19 protein-coding genes and 1 riboswitch are annotated in these 19,311 nt (G+C 33.9%); of the genes, 11 read left to right on the forward strand and 8 right to left on the reverse strand.

The window, feature by feature from the left end; genetic code table 11:
* Positions 1-45: 45 nt before the first annotated feature.
* Positions 46-963: an iron-hydroxamate ABC transporter substrate-binding protein gene (locus ACUXVC_RS01995; RefSeq protein WP_000732579.1), complete on the reverse strand. Its 918-nt coding sequence runs from the start codon at positions 961-963 to the stop codon at positions 46-48.
* Positions 964-1,296: 333 nt separating this feature from the next.
* Between ACUXVC_RS01995 and ACUXVC_RS02000 the strand changes: the two genes are divergently transcribed.
* Positions 1,297-2,346, forward strand: coding sequence for an NAD(P)/FAD-dependent oxidoreductase (locus tag ACUXVC_RS02000; RefSeq protein ID WP_001078267.1), 1,050 nt, complete (start codon positions 1,297-1,299; stop codon positions 2,344-2,346).
* A 196-nt stretch (positions 2,347-2,542) separates the two neighbouring features.
* Here the strand turns inward: ACUXVC_RS02000 and ACUXVC_RS02005 are convergent, their stop codons facing one another.
* Positions 2,543-2,911, reverse strand: coding sequence for a hypothetical protein (locus ACUXVC_RS02005; RefSeq protein WP_000235474.1), 369 nt, complete (start codon positions 2,909-2,911; stop codon positions 2,543-2,545).
* A 186-nt stretch (positions 2,912-3,097) separates the two neighbouring features.
* Between ACUXVC_RS02005 and ACUXVC_RS02010 the strand changes: the two genes are divergently transcribed.
* From ACUXVC_RS02010 to ACUXVC_RS02040, 7 genes are all read left to right on the forward strand, one after another.
* Positions 3,098-3,337, forward strand: coding sequence for a helix-turn-helix domain-containing protein (locus ACUXVC_RS02010; RefSeq protein WP_001998970.1), 240 nt, complete (start codon positions 3,098-3,100; stop codon positions 3,335-3,337).
* 235 nt (positions 3,338-3,572) lie between these two features.
* Entirely contained in the window at positions 3,573-4,082 is a 510-nt protein-coding gene (locus tag ACUXVC_RS02015; protein ID WP_000051528.1) for a hypothetical protein, read from the forward strand.
* A gap of 20 nt (positions 4,083-4,102) precedes the next feature.
* Positions 4,103-4,552 (forward strand): hypothetical protein, encoded by a 450-nt coding sequence (locus tag ACUXVC_RS02020; RefSeq protein WP_000443836.1) that lies wholly within the window; start codon positions 4,103-4,105, stop codon positions 4,550-4,552.
* Between the two features lie 161 nt (positions 4,553-4,713).
* Complete coding sequence (locus ACUXVC_RS02025) at positions 4,714-5,382, forward strand: DUF2642 domain-containing protein (protein ID WP_089170326.1); 669 nt, start codon at positions 4,714-4,716, stop codon at positions 5,380-5,382.
* Positions 5,383-5,621: 239 nt separating this feature from the next.
* Positions 5,622-6,887 (forward strand): S-adenosylmethionine decarboxylase related protein, encoded by a 1,266-nt coding sequence (locus ACUXVC_RS02030; RefSeq protein WP_095691483.1) that lies wholly within the window; start codon positions 5,622-5,624, stop codon positions 6,885-6,887.
* A 137-nt stretch (positions 6,888-7,024) separates the two neighbouring features.
* Positions 7,025-8,251, forward strand: coding sequence for an ATP-binding protein (locus tag ACUXVC_RS02035; RefSeq protein ID WP_001046108.1), 1,227 nt, complete (start codon positions 7,025-7,027; stop codon positions 8,249-8,251).
* A 229-nt stretch (positions 8,252-8,480) separates the two neighbouring features.
* Positions 8,481-8,861, forward strand: coding sequence for a hypothetical protein (locus ACUXVC_RS02040; protein ID WP_000424116.1), 381 nt, complete (start codon positions 8,481-8,483; stop codon positions 8,859-8,861).
* Positions 8,862-8,995: 134 nt separating this feature from the next.
* Here ACUXVC_RS02040 and ACUXVC_RS02045 read toward each other — a convergent pair whose 3' ends face one another.
* Positions 8,996-9,628 carry a cyclase family protein gene (locus ACUXVC_RS02045; RefSeq protein ID WP_095691482.1) on the reverse strand — a complete coding sequence of 211 codons (633 nt, stop codon included), beginning with the start codon at positions 9,626-9,628 and terminating at the stop codon, positions 8,996-8,998.
* Between the two features lie 85 nt (positions 9,629-9,713).
* Positions 9,714-9,826: riboswitch (SAM riboswitch) on the reverse strand.
* 149 nt (positions 9,827-9,975) lie between these two features.
* On the opposite strand from ACUXVC_RS02045, the gene ACUXVC_RS02050 reads away from it, so the two are divergent.
* Together ACUXVC_RS02050 and ACUXVC_RS02055 are read left to right on the forward strand one after the other, a co-directional pair.
* Entirely contained in the window at positions 9,976-11,085 is a 1,110-nt protein-coding gene (locus ACUXVC_RS02050) for a PRK06851 family protein (RefSeq protein ID WP_095691481.1), read from the forward strand.
* Between the two features lie 112 nt (positions 11,086-11,197).
* Entirely contained in the window at positions 11,198-11,980 is a 783-nt protein-coding gene (locus tag ACUXVC_RS02055) for a nucleotidyltransferase domain-containing protein (RefSeq protein WP_071731326.1), read from the forward strand.
* Positions 11,981-11,993: 13 nt separating this feature from the next.
* Here ACUXVC_RS02055 and ACUXVC_RS02060 read toward each other — a convergent pair whose 3' ends face one another.
* Together ACUXVC_RS02060 and ACUXVC_RS02065 are read right to left on the reverse strand one after the other, a co-directional pair.
* Positions 11,994-13,295, reverse strand: coding sequence for an MFS transporter (locus ACUXVC_RS02060; RefSeq protein WP_095691479.1), 1,302 nt, complete (start codon positions 13,293-13,295; stop codon positions 11,994-11,996).
* Between the two features lie 143 nt (positions 13,296-13,438).
* The gene (locus ACUXVC_RS02065; RefSeq protein WP_095691478.1) at positions 13,439-14,965 is read right to left on the reverse strand and encodes an FAD-dependent oxidoreductase; all 1,527 of its coding nucleotides are present in this window, start codon (positions 14,963-14,965) and stop codon (positions 13,439-13,441) included.
* Positions 14,966-15,546: 581 nt separating this feature from the next.
* Between ACUXVC_RS02065 and ACUXVC_RS02070 the strand changes: the two genes are divergently transcribed.
* Positions 15,547-16,632 (forward strand): fatty acid desaturase family protein, encoded by a 1,086-nt coding sequence (locus ACUXVC_RS02070; protein WP_000661219.1) that lies wholly within the window; start codon positions 15,547-15,549, stop codon positions 16,630-16,632.
* A 53-nt stretch (positions 16,633-16,685) separates the two neighbouring features.
* Here ACUXVC_RS02070 and ACUXVC_RS02075 read toward each other — a convergent pair whose 3' ends face one another.
* The 3 genes from ACUXVC_RS02075 to ACUXVC_RS02085 form a co-directional block, all read right to left on the reverse strand.
* Complete coding sequence (locus tag ACUXVC_RS02075) at positions 16,686-17,441, reverse strand: amino acid ABC transporter permease (RefSeq protein ID WP_140155550.1); 756 nt, start codon at positions 17,439-17,441, stop codon at positions 16,686-16,688.
* A gap of 47 nt (positions 17,442-17,488) precedes the next feature.
* A complete protein-coding gene (locus tag ACUXVC_RS02080) occupies positions 17,489-18,283 on the reverse strand; it encodes an ABC transporter substrate-binding protein (RefSeq protein ID WP_000823754.1) in 795 nt (264 codons plus the stop codon).
* A gap of 122 nt (positions 18,284-18,405) precedes the next feature.
* On the reverse strand, positions 18,406-19,128 hold the full coding sequence (locus ACUXVC_RS02085; protein WP_095691477.1) for an amino acid ABC transporter ATP-binding protein: 723 nt from the start codon (positions 19,126-19,128) through the stop codon (positions 18,406-18,408).
* Positions 19,129-19,311: the final 183 nt, after the last annotated feature.

The following is a 19,311-nucleotide window of genomic DNA, read 5'->3' on the forward strand; positions in this document are numbered from 1 at the left end:
ATAAAGGAAGAGGAATTCTTAAATTAAGAATTCCTCATGTTTGTATTATTTACCAAGAAAGCTCTTCTTGAAGAAGTCTAGTTGGAAATCTAATGTAAGTGGATCATTGAAATAGAATTCCATCATGTTTGCTTCATATACACGATTATTTTTTACTGCTGGGATGTTTTTATATGATTCTGTCTCTTGGAATGAGTTATCAGTATCTTTGTTTTTACTTACGATTAAGTAATCACCAGCAAATTCAGGTAATACCTCAGTAGATAATGCGTAATAACCTTCTTTTAATGCTTTTTCTTTTACTTTTTCAGGCATTTTTAATTTCATTTCTTGGTACAGAATCTCTGTTCCGCGGCCCCAGTTCTCGCCGTATACATAAAGCTGTTTGTTGAAGTTTTCTACAACAGAAACTGTTGCATCTTCACCGATTTTTGCTTTAATTTCTTTACCAGCTTCTTGTGCACGTTTCTTGAAGTCATCAACCCAAGTTTTTGCTTCTTTTTCTTTGTTTAATAACTTACCAATTTCTAAATGCTGTGTTAAGTAATCAACTTTTCCGTAAGTGTATGTTACAGTAGGAGCGATTTTCTTTAACTTATCGACATTTTTAACATTTGATAAACCAATGATTAAATCTGGATTTAGTTCAGCGATTTTTTCAACATTTTCATCTGATACTTCAGCAACATCTTTAAGTTTACTATCAAAACGTGGGTTTTGTTTAGACCATGAATCTACCCCAACAAGATTTACACCTAATGACATTACGTTACCAGCGAATGATGATAGTACAACAACGCGTTTTGGATTTGCAGGAACTTCTACTTTACCATTTTCAGATTGGTATGTAATTGTTTCTGATTTACTACCTTTTGCATCGTTCTTTTTGTCTGTAGAGCCATTGCTACAAGCACTCATAACAAGAACGAAAAGAACTGTTAGTGAAATAAATAACTTTTTCATCGTCTTTCTCCTTTAACATAGATGATATGTGTATACAATAATTTGTTTAACTGTAATCTTTTTGAAAGAGTAGTGGTAAAGCAAAATGATTTATTAAAAATCTTGAATATGAGATTTTATAATATAGTATTAACCATATTAATGAAAGAAGATGTAATCTCAAATTTGCTAATTATTAACAAAATGATAATGATTATCACTATTGATTCTTTAAATAATATAATTTTATATAGGTGTATTGTCAATAGTAATTTTGATTGTAAATTTTGCGGAAACAGGTTATATTTTATTGAGAATGATAATCAATGATTAATAGCTGAGGAGTGAGCACGAATGAATCGAGAAGAATTGTTTGATGTAACCGTGATAGGCGGAGGACCTGCAGGGCTTTATTCAGCTTTTTATAGTGGACTCAGAGAAATGAAAACAAAAATAATAGAATTTCAACCACATTTAGGTGGAAAAATACATGTGTATCCGGAAAAAATGATTTGGGATGTAGGAGGACTATTGCCGGTTACAGGTGATAAGTTAATTGAACAACTTGTACAGCAAGGGTTAACATTTAAGCCGGAAGTTGTATTAGATACAAAAGTAGAATCGATTATTCGTAATCAAGATGGTACTTTTACATTAAAAACAAGTACTGGCGAAGAACACTTTTCAAAAACAGTTATCGTCGCAACAGGAAGTGGTATATTGAAACCGCAAAAGTTATCTATTGAAGGTGCTGAGCGATTTGAAGTATCGAATTTAAATTATACAGTTAAATCTTTAAAGCGTTTCAAAGGTAAAACAGTTATTATTTCCGGTGGAGGCAATTCTGCTGTTGATTGGGCAAATGAATTGGAACCAATTGCGAAAAAAGTGTACGTAACCTATAGAAAAGAAGAATTATCTGGTCATGAAGCACAAGTAAAACAACTTATGAACAGCTCAGCGGAGTGTTTCTTTAATACATCGATTACAAAATTAATTGCTGGTGATAATCATGAAGCGATCGAATATGTAGAATTAACAAATCATGAAACAGGTGAGGTTTCTCACTTACCTATTGATGAAGTTATTATTAATCATGGATATGAACGCGACATTACATTATTAGAAAATAGTGAGTTAGACGTTGCAATTATAGATAATTATTATATTGCAGGTAATGCAAATAGTGAGTCTTCAGTAGATGGATTATATGCTGCTGGAGATATTTTAAAGCACGAAGGGAAACTACACTTAATTGCAGGTGCATTCCAAGATGCTGGAAATGCTGTGAATAAAGCAAAGCAATTTATCCAACCAGATGCAAGTGAGTACGGAATGGTTTCTTCTCATAATGAAGTATTTAAGAAGAGAAATCGCGAACTGATTAAGCAGATGATAAAATAATAAGGAACAAGTATACCCCCACATACTTCTCTATTCAAATGGATGAGAGATGTACGTGGGGGTTTTCCTGTTTACTATATTTTCAATCATTATAATGACACCGGTTTCATCAGTTCATATGATATGAACATTTTTATTGGTAAAGCATCTTAGAAAACAATTTAGCTATGTTTTGCTTACGCAGAACATGGCTAAATTACGCTGTCCCTTTAGCGCGTTCATTAGGAAATGGCATATTTAGTATAGAAGCAATATATTGTTTTCCATGTTTTCGAGCCAATGATTCTAATATTTGACGGACGCGTTTTGTAAGATGGCCTTGTTTTTTGATGGCTTCACAATATGCGTCATAGAAAGCATATTTAGCCCAAAGGAAATCATCTTGTTGGAATAAGAAATGATTTTTGTACCATTCACCAATTGTATGATAACAATTGTTTTCATGTATTGCTGTGCTTTGAGAAAGAAAACGATCAGATAAAGATACATTCAAATGAGAAATTGTGTTTTCTGTTTCAACTTGTAGTGTTTTTTCTAACATTGTAATGATGTGACGAGTAGCCATATGTTAACTCTCCTTTGTGTAAATGGGTAATACCATTCTATATTTAAAAAATTCTTACTATATAATACTATACAATATATGGAATGCATCTACCTGCTTTTTGAACTGCATTTACAAAATCTTTTTTATTTGTTTACAAAAATAAAGTAAAGTAAGATACAGTATAGATGAAAAAATAATAAAGGAATGAACGCATTGTATATAACAGTAGAAGAGACTGCGGAGTATTTGAATTTACCAAAATCGTATATTGAAGAGTTAATTCAGCAAAAGAAAATTCGTGCGCTATTCGATGGAGAGCAATATTTAGTAAATAAAGAACAATTTAATACACATTTAGAACAAATGGAGAAATATAAGCAATTAGTGGAAGAAATATTGAACGAACCAATTCCAGAAGATATGGATGTTAAAGACGAAGATTAAACTATGGAAAATCCCTTATGAAGATATGCAGAAATGTATATTCATAAGGGATTTTTTGTTTGAAGATATCAAAAACATAAGGAGTTTTTAGCCTTTCTTCAAATTTTGATAGGTAGTAGTCTACCATGTTAAAAGCATATTTTTTTCTAGCTAGGACAAACATAGAGAACGTAACCTGTACAGATACATATACTATCAGTGCAAAAGCTTATAAATTAATGGAAGGGGTTTTCTCGTGAGTTTATTTCATTGTGATTTTCTGAAAGACTTAATTGGATCTTTTGTGAGAGTAAACAGGGGTGGTCCAGAATCTCAAAAAGGGACAATAGTCGCTGTATGTTCGGATTACTTTGTATTAAAGAATGAAAAAGGAGAGCTCTATTACTATCAGATTCGTCATCTGAAAAGTATTACAAAAAATGCGAAAGATTGTAAAGCAGATGATTGCAGATGGTTGGAATGTGAATGTGAAGATGACTTTGAAAAGTTACTTCAAAGCTTCAAATATTGCTGGGTGAAAATTAATCGTGGTGGCCCAGAGAAAGTTGAAGGTATTTTACAAGATGTTTCTTGTGAATTTGTGACACTAATTGTAAAAGAAGAAGTTATATTAGTTGCAGTATCTCATATTAAGAGTGTCGCAGTAGCTTGTAGAGAAAGCGAAGAAAGCGACAGTGAAAGCAATAGTGAAAGTGATGATTCGGGTCGAGCTCGCGCACAAAGACAGTCAAGAAGAGGAAGATAATAAGAAAGGAGGATACAAATTTGGAAAGTATATTATGCTGTGAACAAATTAAAGGCTTAGTCGGTGAGACTGTAAAAGTAAATCTTCGTGGACCAGAGAGTCGAGTGGGGGTACTTGTATCGTTAGGAAGAGATTACCTTACATTACAACTTCCTCTTGGTGAATTAGTATATTACCAATTGAAACATGTGAAGAGTCTAGTTAAGAAAGTGAAAGAAAGTAAATGTGGCGATGGCTATGTTTCATGTTTCTGCTCTGATGATGATACTTTTGTCGATGTATTACGTGACTTGAAGTATAAGTGGGTAAAGATTAACCGTGGCGGCCCAGAGTGTGTAGAAGGCCTATTAAGTGAAGTGCATGAAGAATGTATTACGCTAGTAAACGGTGATGAAGTTATTTATATCATTAATTATCATATTAAGAGTGTGAGTCAAGTAGTGAAATGTAAAAAGAATGAAGATGAATAATGTTTAATAAATAAGAGGGGCATTATGAGGGAAAGAGAAGAACAATTTCTTATTTCGATAGTATGAAAAGGAATTACTTACTATTAAGACAGAACATTGCCCTGATTATTTTTTTGAAATGGAAGATAGGAAAGCTGAAATTTATAGGAAGGAGGATATAGATGAATGAGTTAAACAAAAGTATTGGGGAAAATATATATGTTAAATTAATCGGTGAAAAAAGATTTAAAGGTGTATTAATAGACGTAGGAAATGACATTATTGTTCTTTACAATGGACAAGACTATGTATATATATCTTTATATCATGTACAATACTATAAATTTTTAAGACCACATGACGAAGACATACTAAAACCAGATGTTGATTCTGTAATTAAGAGGGAATCCCCTTCAATTTCTTTGAGAAAAGTATTAAGTACTTCTAAAGGGATTTTTACAGAAGTTTATGTAGCAGGAAATGCTCCAATACATGGTTATGTTACAAGTGTGATGAACGACTATATTGTTTTTTATAGTCCGGTTTATAAAACGGTATATATATCTTTAAAGCATTTAAAATGGTTAATTCCGTATAAAGAAAACCAAGTACCGTATGCCCTCAATAAAAATGAACTCCCCGTAAATCCGTTAAATATTACATTAGCTAGAACATTTGAAGAACAGCTTATTAAAATGACTGGGAAAATTATGGTGTTTGATTTAGGTGAGGAGTCCAATAAAATTGGAAAAATGGCGAAAATTGATGAAGGTCATATTGAAATATCAAAAGCACGTGATGCAAAAATGTATGTGAATATTCAACATGTAAAATCCGTCCATTGTCCGTAGATTAGTTAGAAGGGCTGGCTTTTTCTTTTATATGCAGAAGAAAAGGTCGAGCCTATTTGTTTTAGCTTAATTTGGATATGAGGGGAAAAATGAATTGAATATAAATATATTATAGTGGAATCTTGTTTTGAAGAATGTGCACTAATTTATAAAGAAATGTGTACGAGCTATCTTTTTATGTATTCAATTTATTTTTTGAGGAGGAGCTGCTCAACTAATTTATTAAAGGGGTTTTGTTTGTGGAGCAGTTTCCGAATTCGTTATCAATTACATTGCTTGGTAGTGCTGGTGGAGCAGCAAAAGCAGTTTTAGCAATTTTAAATCAAGCGATAGCAAATGAAAAAGATCCAATTTATGAAGTATTAAAGAATGCCAAATTTCATTTGGTGGATATAAAACAAAAAGATAGGACTTATTATGATGAGTTGTTTTCGAATTTGAAAAGTCAATTATATTTATATGAAATAAACCTTCAAAATGTAGTGGAATTTAAACAACATTTAAAAGAAAAAAGAACGAGTGTTGTGATTGATGTTTCAGGGGCAGATACAATTAGAGTATTAAGCTGCTGTAATGAACTAGGAATTTGTTATATTAACTCAGCCTTGGAAAATGAGGCAGTAGATCAGGACGATAGCTTAATCGGCTTTCAGCTTACGGAAAGATATACAAGGTTTGAGAAGGAGAAAGAGAAATTTACAAATACAAAAGCGATTATAGGTTCAGGTATGAATCCAGGTGTTGTTCAATGGATGGTTGTTGAGCTTATGAAGGAACGACCAAGTGAAAGGCCAAGAGCATGTTATATTGTAGAACATGACACATCGTTTTTGAATGATACAGCACTTATAAAGCCACATACACTTTATGCTTCATGGGCAGTAGAGCGATTTTTAGATGAAGCAATCTGGAGTTATCCGATGTATATGAGTCATCATCGTCCTCTTTACTTTTATGAAGATGTATATGCTTCAGAGTATAAAGTGAAGTTAGGAGAAAAAGAATTCTATGGTTGTTTAATGCCACATGAGGAAGTATTAATTTTAGGGAAAAACTTTAATATGGAAGTTGGTTTTCTTTACCGAATTAATGAGTATACAACAAATATAATTAGACAGAACTTAGATCAAGTAGAAGATTTATGGAACTGGAATCGTAAAGTGTTTAATCCAGCGGAAGAAGAGGTTGCTGGAGAGGACTTGGTCGGTGTGTTACTCGTTTATGAAAATAGTGAGACATTTATGTATAATGTGATGAATAGTAGCCAAGTTTTTCGTAAATATAAAACGAATGCAACGTATTTTCAGGTAGGGTGCGGGATTTATGCGGGCTTGTCCAGTTTACTTTTAGATCAATTTGAACAAGGTGCTTATTACGTCGAGGAGTTGTTATTAAATACAGAAAGTAAGTACGGTGAGTATTTAAATTTATATATGAAGGATTTTGTAATAGGGCATAATAATTTTACGGATGGATTGTTACATGACAGGGTAAGATGGATGTAAGTTGTTACCAAAAGGAAGGAGAGATCTCCTTCCTTTCATTATTATAAGGTTAAATATTGCCCTGAAAGCAATTTCATACTTATACTTTAAGGAGATAACAATGAAAGTTTTTTGTATCGATCAAGGGGAGTTTTTATATGAATAAATACAAGAGCTTGATTTATGAAGAAAGAAGAGCCTTAAAGGTATTTATATTATTATTTTATATTATATTCTTTTTATATGACGCTATATATTATTTTGTATATCCTGCTATGAATATTAGTGGAACAGCGGTAGGTTGGCCAGAAGGTAGTCTTGGGATAGGTGTGCCTATATTTGTAATAGCATTATTTCCTATTTCTATATATCTTCAAAAAAGAGGGTATGTATATTCTGTAAAATATTTATTTTTATTTGGGTACATGTTTATCAATCTTGTGAATAATTTAATGATTTATTTGCGAACGGATAGACCTTTTGAACATGGTAGTATGGTAGAAATGTTATTAATTTTATTTGCCCCAGTTTTCGTGAATAGAAAATACTTTTATTTAGTGTCCTTTAGTGTAATTGGAAAGTACGTATTTTTCACATTGCTATTACAAGATTTAAAAGTGGTAATTCCACTTGTTTTATGTATATTCTATTTCATTATTTCACATTCTTTATTAAAACGATTTCAATCTTATGTAAGAACAGTGGTTGAAATGATGAACAATATGAAAGAGACGGAAAATTTAGCTGTGATTGGGACTATGTCTACAACAATTGCCCATGAAATTCGAAATCCGCTAACAGCGTTAAAAGGGTTTACGCAAATGCAAAAAGAAAGAAATCCAACTGATACGATGAGCTACGACATTATGCTACAAGAAATTGAAAGGGTTAATGGATTTGTTAGTGAATTGATGTTGTTAGGAAAACCAAAGCCAACAAATTATGAAAGGTGTAATATACGAGATATCCTTCTATATGTTGTGCATCTAATGGAAAGTTATGCAACGCAATATAGAGTTAAATGTCATATACAAGTAGATGGGAATTTACCGGCTATAAACGGTGATGATAAGCAATTAAAACAAGTGTTATTAAATATCATTAAAAATGGAATAGAATCAATGCCAGAGGGCGGAGAAATTCATATCCGTGCATATCAAAAAACGCAAGGACATTTGTGTATTTCTGTTGAAGACCAAGGATTTGGTATAGAGAATGATAAATTAGAAAAAATCGGCAAGGCGTTTTACACAACAAAGGAGACTGGTACAGGACTTGGATTAATGATTACATATAAAATTATTAAGGAACATCAAGGGAGTATCACGATCCAAAGTAGTCTAGGAGTAGGAACGAAAGTAGAAATTTTTCTGCCGACCGTTTAATGTATTGGGAGAAAAGATTTTTCAGAAAAGTGTTCTTGTTGTGTAAATATAAACATTTTATAAAATGTTTCAAGAAGGGTTTTTTTTATAAAATACTTCGTTTATAATGGAGGAAAATATCGACATGAGATTGATTGCTCATGTAACGGTTCAGTAGTGTTATGAAAAGATAAGAAGGGGTGCACGCGCATCCTTTTTTCTATGCAGATATTATGAAAGAGGTGGTATGATGGAATTAACATTAAATTCGACTGTATGTTTACACACGATTCAATTTCGAAAAGAGCAAAAGAATTATATTGTAAAAGATACAATTACAGGAGAAAAATATGAAATGCCGCCACTTTGGATTGATGCATTGGCAATGATGCGTGACGGTTTTTTATTGGGAGAAATTGAGGAGAAATTAAAAGAAGAGTATCCATCCGAAGAAGTGAATATGTTAGCATTCACGAGGCAACTGTTAGAACTAGAACTTGTTGAAATGGTAGATGGAGAAGAGATAGCTTGCACAAAGAAGAAAGAGATAGATTGTTTAGCTTGGGTGCGTCCTCGTGTGGAACAATTCTTTCTTAATTTAAATAGAAAATATAGAAGCAAAGACCAGTAGTGGCCTTTGCTTCTTTTAATCCCGCTATTTGCTGGGCAGTAAGACCCCCACTTCAAAATTCAGCGGAAGCAAAGAAGTTAGGTGTGGGATGAACAAAACCTCCACTGATTAAAGGTTCACTTTATAGGTTGTGTTTAAAATATAACAGCAAATGCTCTTGCGAAAGCACCGTCACTATTTTTAATTTTTAAAGGTGCTGCTGAGAAAAAGAAACGTTTTGCTTCGATAGCATCTAGATTTGTTAAGTTTTCAATTAAATAAATATTATTCCCTAGTAATATGTGATGAATCGGTGATGTTTCTGTTGTGACTTCATCAGGAGAAATGAAATCTAAACCGATAGATTTTACTTTTAATCGCACTAGTTCTTTAGCTAATTCTTCAGAAAGATAAAATGCTTCCTTCTCATAAGCTTCTGTATTCCATTTTGTGGATAGATTAGAATGAAAAATAACAATATCACCTTCTTTTATGTGAGTATTATGCAATACTGCCTTAGGTAATTTTCGCTCTTGAATATGTGTTACATCTATAAGAACAGCTTCGCCTACAAATTGATCCAGCGGTAATCGATCGATGGTCGTTGCGCCTGAAATAAAATGCGCAGGGGCATCACAATGCGTGCCAACATGAACGACAGAATGAAAATCTGTAACTTGATAGCCTGATTCTTCAACACTTGTAACAGCTTCTAGTTGTATTTTAGGTGTTCCAGGAAATTGAGACATATTATTTTCAAATGTTTGCGATAGATCAATTACTTTCATTTTACATACCTCCAATATATGTTTTTCAAATAATAAAAAGCTCATCCTTCAGTATCAAGAAAGATGAGCTTTACATGCTAGTTGAGTTTTATCTTCCAAAATGCAATGCATTTTGCAGGAATTAGCACCTATTCAGTTTGTATAAACTGAGGTTGCTGGGCTTCAAAGGGCCGGTCCCTCTGCCTCTCTTGATAAAGAAGTATTCAGTTTTTAAAATCGGAATTTTCCGATAGTTAAATTGTAATTCATTTCCTTTTTTCGTGCAATACAAAATAGGTATTCACCCAAATAAAGCTGCTCGCATATTGTAGCTTATGTAAATAGAATGCTGCGAAGGAGTGAGTGCAGTGACAGGAAATATATTAAATTATTATGCTGGTGGTAATACAGCTAGGGGATTTCACAATTTATACGAAGAGAATTTAAAAGGATTAGACAGATTATTTATCTTAAAGGGTGGCCCAGGAACGGGAAAATCTTCTTTAATAAAGGCAATAGGTCGTGAATGGATTGAAAAAGGATATGATATTGAATTTTTACATTGTTCTTCTGATAATAAATCGGTTGATGGTGTAATTATCCCAAAATTAAAAGTAGGAATTGTTGATGGGACATCGCCGCATGTTATTGAGCCAAAAATGCCAGGAGTTGTTGAAGAGTATATAAATTTAGGAATTGCTTGGGACTCAGATAAACTAAGAAAGCAGAAGTTAGAAATTGAAAGATTTGTTTCAGAAGCAAGCAAAGCTTTTCAGTCTGCTTACGCACGTTTTAAAGAGGCATTGGTTATACATGATGAGTGGGAGAAGATATATATTGATAATATAGATTTTAATAAAGCAAATGAACTAACCAATCAGCTAATCCAGAAATTATTTGCAGATAAAAGCGGGAGACAATCGCTTGTAAAACATCGTTTTTTAGGAGCTGCTACACCGAAAGGAGCAGTTGATTTTGTTCCTAATTTAACAGAAGGGTTACCACATCGTTATTTTATAAAAGGGCGCCCAGGCTCTGGAAAATCAACGATGCTCAAAAAGTTAGCTAAGGCAGCTGAAGAAAAAGGGTTTGAAGTTGAAGTATATCATTGCGGATTTGACCCGAATAGTCTTGATATGGTTATCGTAAGAGAATTAGGATTTGCAATTTTTGATAGCACCGCACCACATGAATATTTTCCAAGTCGCGAGGGTGATGAAATTATTGATATGTATGCCCTTATTGTTACGCCAGGGACGGATGAGAAATATGCGAAGGAAATTCGTGATGTCTCCATTCAATATAAAGCAAAAATGAATGAGGCGATGTCTTTCTTAGCGAAAGCAAAATCGGTTCGTGATAAATTAGAACGAATTTATATTGCTGCTATGGATTTTTCAATAGTAGATGCATATAAAGAGGAGATTCAAAAAGAGTTTGAACGAATTGCTACTACTGTAATCGAAAAGCAACAATAGACGTTTCATTAGGCTGTCAGTAATTTCTGACAGTTTTTTTGGTATGTAGTAAAATTAGTATTGTATTTGTCGAATTTCCAAGGAAATAATCAAAAAATGGAGGTGTTATGCAATGAGAGAGAAAATCGAGTTGGAGTTAGAAAGAATTGAAAAAGAGAATGATGTGAAAATTTTATTTGCGGTAGAATCAGGGAGTCGTGCTTGGGGTTTTCCATCGAAAGATAGCGATTATGATGTTAGGTTTGTTTATATACACCCGGTAGAATGGTATTTATCAATTCATGACAAACGAGATGTAATTGAATATCCAATTAGTGATGATTTAGATATAAGTGGTTGGGATATTAAAAAGGCGTTGCAACTATTCGCGAAGTCGAATCCTGCTTTACTTGAGTGGATTCGATCACCAATTTTTTATTCGAAAAACTCTAATTTTCCAGAACTACTTCAACAGATGAGTGAGAAGAATTTTGATCCAAAAGCAACGATATATCATTATTTACATATGGCGTCGAAAAATTATCGTGAATTTTTGCAAGGTGAGAATGTAAAGCTGAAAAAGTACTTTTATGTATTACGTCCCATTTTAGCTTGTAAGTGGCTAGAAGAGAAAACGACCTTACCTCCTGTAGAATTTGACCGATTGATTAAAGAATTATCATTAGAACGTAGCGTATTAGATGAAATTGAAAAGTTGTTAATAAAGAAAAAAGCAGGTACTGAATTAGATGTTGGATTGAAAATTAAGGTGCTAAATCAATTTTTAGAAGAACAAATTCATTACTATCAGCAATATGTAAAAGGAATTGAAAAGGGATCAGGAATCGATATTGAGAGTTTAAATACATTGTTTCGAGATATGTTGTTTGAAGCATATGAAAAAGAGCACAAGTAAGTTTGTGCTCTTTTTATTTTGTAGGAATGAAGAAAACAGATATAGCTGCGATAAGACCTGCAAAGGAGAATAAGTAAAAATTCCATGCTAAGTCATATTGCATTGTCATAATAATACCGACGAGAATTGGGCCAGCAATTGCACCAACTCGGCCAAGCCCCAGTCCCCAGCCTAAGGAGGTAGCTCGGATATGTGATGGGAAGTATTGTGTTACATATGCATTTAATATTTGAGTAATACCGACTGATCCAATACCAGCAAGGCCAATTAAAAGATAAATGATTGTAACAGATGGTTTGATTGTTAATAGTCCGATACATATGGCTGCCATAAGATAAGAGATGCTAATAACAATTTTTGCTCCTATACGATCAGCAATTGCTCCAGCGAATAATGCGCCGATAGCGGCGGTAATATTTAGCATAAGTAGAAATGACAGACTAGACCCAAGAGGATATCCTGCCTGGCGCATCATCTGTGGTAACCAAGTGTTTAAACCATATATTAAAAACATTCCCATTATATAAGTGATCCAAAAAAGTAGCGTTGCTTTTATGTATTCTTTTGAGAATAAAGTAAAAAATCCATTTTTCTTTCGTATAGTAGAGGGGTCTTGATGAGTTTTATCTTTTACATGAAATTCAATTTGAAAACGATTAAGAATTTGGTTCACTTCTTCTTGGCGATTACGTGATAATAAAAATTGAATGGACTCGGGTAAATAGCGAATAATGAAAGGAATGAGGAGTAGTGGAATCATTCCGATACCAAACATAATTCTCCATCCGAAATCTTCTAACATAAGCATGGACAAAATAGCACCTAACACGATACCTAAAGGATAGCCAGTAAACATAAGAGCATAAATAAAAGATTGCTTTTTTTTTGGTGAATATTCAACAGTAAGTGCTGAAGCTGTTGGGATAACACCGCCTAATCCGATTCCTCCTATAAATCGAGATAATCCAAATAACTCAGGAGAAGGAGCGATAGCCGCTAAACCCATTGTGATAGAAAAAAGTGCTAAACAGCATATAAGCGTCCATTTACGCCCAATTAGATCTGTAATCGTTCCAACTAGAATAGCCCCAATAAACATCCCAAATAAAGCATAGCTTGCAATTGTACCAGCATGCGCTGGTGATAGCGCCCAGCTTTTGTCTTCTAGGAGCTTTGGTAGAACGGCACCGTAAATACCTAAATCATATCCATCAGCTAAAATGGCTAGCCAACAAATAAAAACAACAAGTTTTGTAATAGAGATTGGAAAGATAGTTTCTGTAGATTCTAGATGAGGTGGAGCTGAAGGTTGCATAATATTCACCCCTTTTAATGTGTAGATGAATATATTATTTTATTTAATGTTAATATTTTCCTCCTTGTGTCGAATTTTATCTGAAAAGGTTTTATAACAAATAAAGAAGTTCAACAGTAATTCTGTTGAACTTCTTTATTTGTTTACTCATTATCAACTCGTTTTAACGGTTGATCTGCTGGGCCTTCAAGAACGTCTCCCTCAATTGAAAAACGAGAACCATGGCAAGGGCAATCCCAAGTACAATCACCATTATTCCATTCAACTTCACAGCCGAGATGTGTACAAGTTGTATCGACGATATGTAATTTTCCTTCTTTGTCCTTATAAGCACCTGCTCGTTTACCGTTAACATGTACGACAGATCCTTCACCAACTTCGAGATCTTCTGGCTTACGTAATGCGGTTTCAATCTTTCCTGCAATTAAATGTTTCGCAACATCAATGTTTTGGGAGAGGAACGTTTTTATATCTGGATTTGCATGGAAGCGTGATGGTGCATACAGTTCTTTATAGGGACTGTGAACTTTTAGGATGGAGTCCTTCAGTAGGTGAGCGGCAGCAGTTCCAGTTGTCATTCCCCATTTGCGATATCCAGTTGCAACAAATATATTTGGATTTCTTTCGTTAATATGTCCGATATAAGGAAGCTTATCTAGAGTAATTAAATCTTGTGCTGACCATCTATAAGGAACTTCATCTATTCCAAAAGTGGCTTCAGCAAAAGAATAGAGTGCTTCATAATGAAGCATCGTATTTATTCCTTGTCCTGTTTTATGACTCTCTCCGCCAATCAAAATTAATTTTTCTCCATTGTTTGTTATATAGCGTAAGGAGCGCTTTGGATCATCAATACTTAAATACATGCCACCTGGATACTCCGTTTTTACTTTTATTGCAAGAGCGTAGGAGCGTTCTGCGTACATTCGCGTAAAGAAAAAGCTATTCGCATCATAAAAAGGAAAATGTGAACAAGAGACGACATATTCACAAGTGATATGATGGCCCTCTTTTGTAATTATTTGTGGATAATCGCCCTTTTCCACATCCATGGCCGTTGTTTGTTCGTAGACCTTTCCGCCCATCTCCACAAACTTTTCTAAAAGTGTTTTTAAATAAAGAAGGGGATGGAATTGTGCTTGATTTTTCATTACAAGCGCAGATTGTACTGGAATAGGAATCGATAGAGATTGAACATAGTCACAAGGTATATTTAATTTTTGATAAGCTTCATATTCTTTCGATAAATTTCTTAATCCGTTATCGGTAGTTGTATATAAATATGAATCTTCATTTGAGAAATTACAGTCGATTTTATATGTTTGAACAGTTTTATTTATGAATTGTAGAGCCTTATTATTTGATTCATAGTAAAGCCGGGCCTTTTCTACACCGAAATGATTTATTAATTCATCATAAATAAGATCATGTTGTGCTGTTACTTTCGCTGTTGTATGCCCAGTCGTTCCGTTTAAAATACGACCAGAATCAATTAAAACAACATCGATGCCTTCTTTTGCAAGTAAATAGGCAGTAGTAATACCTGTAATACCAGCACCGATAATAGCAACTTTCGTCTTTATATTTTCGGATAAACGAGGGAAAGTAGGAAATTGAGTAGATTCAATCCAATAAGATAGCGGCAGTTGTGGGAATGTATCACCTGTCATTGCGGAAACCTCCTGATTTTAGAACAATTTTCCTTTTAATATTTCCATATTATATGAAATTCATGTGTGTTGTTTTAGAGGAAGTCTATTTTTATTAAAAGAGTGTATAAATTATTTTAATATAATTAATTAGGTGGGGCATTATGAAGAAGTAGGATTTATATAAAACTAAATTCAAATGATTCTGTTTGTTGATTACATAGAGAGTTATTGAATGAGATAGAGTCTATGCCGTTTAAGAAAATGTCTATATATAGTGGGTAAATCCTTATGAAATCTATACATTTTCTTTAGTGAAATAAAGTATGATTATAAAAATATAACCACCTTTTATTACTAGGTCATAAAAGGTGTTGACAATATAGAAATTCTATTGTTATGATTCATCATGTGGAAAGGTTGATAGAGAGTAAAAAGAGAAATGTTTTTCATTGATAATAAAAGCGAAAAATAAGTGACGATAGAGTGAGTATATTTTCCTTATAATAGATGCTTTTTGGATCATCTAGTAAAATCAATCTGGAAGCAAGAATTGATATATGTAAGTTGCGCAAGGCGCGGCATAAGAAAGGAGCAAAAGGATGAAGGAGCTTCATACGTTTGGGTGGTATGCAGCACGTGTATCACCACATTTGCCGAAAAAAGCATTTAAACCAGTGCCTACTCGTTTATTTGGTGGACTGGCTTATTTGCTTGTGGCATTGGCGGGGTTAATATCGATTGGTGTATTTGAATTGAATGTGTGGGCGAATCTAGGAATTGCGATTGTTCTTGGATTATGTTTTGCTTCACTAGGATTTTTAGGGCATGAAATTTTACATGGAACTGTTGTAAGAAAGGCATGGCTTCGTGACTTCTTAGGCGCGATTGCATTTATGCCATTATCAACAGGGCCAAAGCTTTGGAGAAAGTGGCATAATGCAACGCATCATGTTCATACACAGCATGAAGAGAATGATCCAGATGCATGGCCGACACTTGAGAAACTTAAGAAGAGTAAGTTTTTGAGTTGGGTATATCGTATGCCTTTACATGTACGTTCATTCTTTAGTTTTCTGTCACTAACAATTCAATTTACATTGCATTCGACTCGAATGTTCTTTCATTTTATAAAAGAGTTCAAGTCATCCAATCAAAAATCTGTATGGCTTCAACTTCTTTTGCCTTGGACAGTTTGGATTAGTTTATTGTTTATTATGGGACCTGGAAAATGGTTATTTGCATATGTCATTCCGTTGTTAATTGCTAACTTTATTGTAATGGCATATATCGCAACAAATCACCGCTTAAATCCAATTGTTCCAGTAAATGATCCGTTAGCAAACTGTTTGTCAGTAACAGTGCCGCGCTGGGTAGACGTTTTACATTTCAATTTCTCATATCATACAGAACATCATCTGTTCCCGGCTATGAGTTCAAAATACTATCCGTTAGTAAAAGAGAAGATTAAAGAAATGTGGCCGGAACGTTATCACGAAATGCCGATGACAAAAGCATTAGCAGCCCTATGGAATACACCACGTGTGTATTATCACGGAAGTGAATTAGTGGATCCGCATAGAGAGCATTTCTATGGTTCTTTAGGAAATGGACTAGATCCTCATAATATTTCATATCGTGAGGAACATATAGAGGAAGACGAGAGTATTAAAAAAGTAAATCAGTAAAAATTAATATATTTTTGCAGTGAAAAAGCAAGCCATCTCAGGCTTGCTTTTTCTTATAAAGAAACTTCCTTTTTGTTCTTTTTATGGAATTGGACGGAGTTAGTTTCTTTTCGTTGTAATCGTTTTTCTAAAAGATTAACGAAATAAGTAAATAGAAGAACAATTACGAGGTAGTATACACCAACAATCATGTAAGTATCTAATTGTTGGAAGTTACCTGCTGCAATTGATAAACCTGATCCCCATAATTCGGACAGTCCTACGTAAGCAACAAGTGAAGAGTCTTTTAATCCGATAATAAATTGGTTTCCTAGAGGAGGAAGAGACAGACGAAATGCTTGTGGTAATATAATCCGGCGCATAGCTAAAGGGTAAGGCATACCTAAGGAGCGAGCGGCTTCCAATTGTCCACGGTCGACGGATTGAATGGATCCTCGGAAAATTTCCGTAACATATGCACCGTTATGAATTGCTAAAGCGATTGCTCCTGCCCAAAAAGGGGTAAAAACAACAACGGATGTAATCCCAAAATAGAGAATGGCGATTTGAACAATTAAAGGTGTACCACGAATAATAGCAATGTAGACATGAGCGATACTATTTAAAACTTTATTGTTAGAGATTCGAAAGAAAGCAAATAATAATCCAATTAATGAACCGAGTACTAGGGAGGTTAATGTTAATTGTAATGTGACAATAGTAGCCTTTAAGAGTGTGGGATAGGTAGAGATAAAAATTTCAAACATGCGTTTCACCTCATATTGTATAGATTTTAGTAGAGAATGAAATGCCCCACATAAAATGAAAATTTAATCAGTGGGGCACTGTTTATGAATCTTTTGAATGGCTAACTTACTTACTTCGTTTTTTCCTCTTCACCAAGAATATTACGCCCGAACCATTTTTTACTGATTTTTTCATACGTACCATCTTTAATGATTTCATCTAACGCTTTATTTACTTTCTCAACCATTTCTTTATCATCTTTGCGAATAGCAATTCCCATTTCATCAAGATTTAATGGTTTTCCGGCTTCTTTTATATTTGATTTTCCTTCTTTTATCATACGTAGACCAACCATTTGATCCGTAATTACTGCGTCGACACGCCCAGGCTCTAAGTCCATAAGAGCAGTAATATCGCTGTCATATTCTGTGATTTGATCTGTATATTTTGCAACAAGATTTTTAAAGGTACTAGCTTTTACAACACCAATTTTCTTACCTTTTAAATCTTCTGGAGAAGAGATAGCGGTATTCTTTTTAGCTACAAAAATTTGGGCGCCAGAACGATAGTACGGATTTGAGAAACTAACAGCTTTTAAGCGCTCCTCTGTAATTGCCATACTACCCAGTATTACATCATATTTCTTCGCTTGAAGACCTTGAATTAGCGTTTCCCATGGGTTTGTAACTGGCGTAGCCTTCATGTTCATCTTTTTAGCAAGAGCTTCACCGATTTCTACATCAAAGCCGACAAGTTTGCCGTCATTTTCTTTATAGTTAAAAGGTTTGTATAATCCACTCATCGCATAGCGAAATTCTTTTTCACCATTTGATGAAGTAGTAGAGCTTTCTTTGCTACAAGCTCCTAGTATGAAGGATGTACACAGTGTAATGCTCGCAACAATGGTTAATAGTTTTCTTTTCATAAAACCCCTCCTATATATTGATCATACGGATGGTTTTTTAGTATGTTATTGAAATATTTTATTTGGATGATTAGTTGTGCACCGTATGAATGTATTCCTTTTCGTTTGAAACAGAAGTTACATTATAAAACGTTGCGTAAAAATTGTTTTGCTCGTTCATGTGATGGAGCTGAAAAGAATTGTGCTGGCGTAGCATCTTCTACAATCTTTCCATCATCCATAAAGATGACGCGATCAGCTACGTCTCTTGCGAAATTCATTTCATGAGTAACAATAACCATTGTCATCCCTTCTTCAGCAAGTTCTTTCATAACTTGCAATACTTCTCCAACAAGTTCAGGGTCTAAAGCTGAGGTAGGTTCATCAAATAGCATAATCTTAGGGCTCATTGCAAGAGCTCGTGCAATGGCAATGCGCTGTTTTTGACCACCTGAAAGAAGATGAGGAGTTACATCCGCTTTATCTTGAAGGCCGACTTTTTGGAGAAGTTGAGTTCCAATATCCTTTGCATTTGCTTTCTCTAATTTTTTTACGTGAATAGGTGCTTCTATGATGTTTTCTAGTGAGGTCATATGAGGAAAGAGGTTAAAGTGTTGAAAAACCATACCGACATTTTCACGGACTTTATTTAAATTTGAATGCTTTGGATCAATTCGCTCACCTTGTAAGTGAATTTCGCCTTCATCGTACATTTCTAAAAAGTTAAGACAGCGAAGTAATGTACTTTTACCAGAACCACTGGCACCAATTAAAACAACAACTTCTTTTTCTTTTACTTCTAAATCAATTCCTTTTAACACATCAAGTGAACCGAATGATTTTACTAGATTTCGAACTTGAATCATACAAAACCCCCAGTTAAAAATATATTTTACAAATGTTGCCCCTTATTTCTGTTATTAGTCATAAATTGTCAGAATCCTTTATTTTTTTCGTGCAATTTGATATTCAAAGAAATAATATTTTTAAAATCTCTATATCCTTCTATAATGAAAATATGGATAATAATATATAGGTAGTATTTATAT

Source organism: Bacillus sp. N6 (assembly GCF_052805735.1).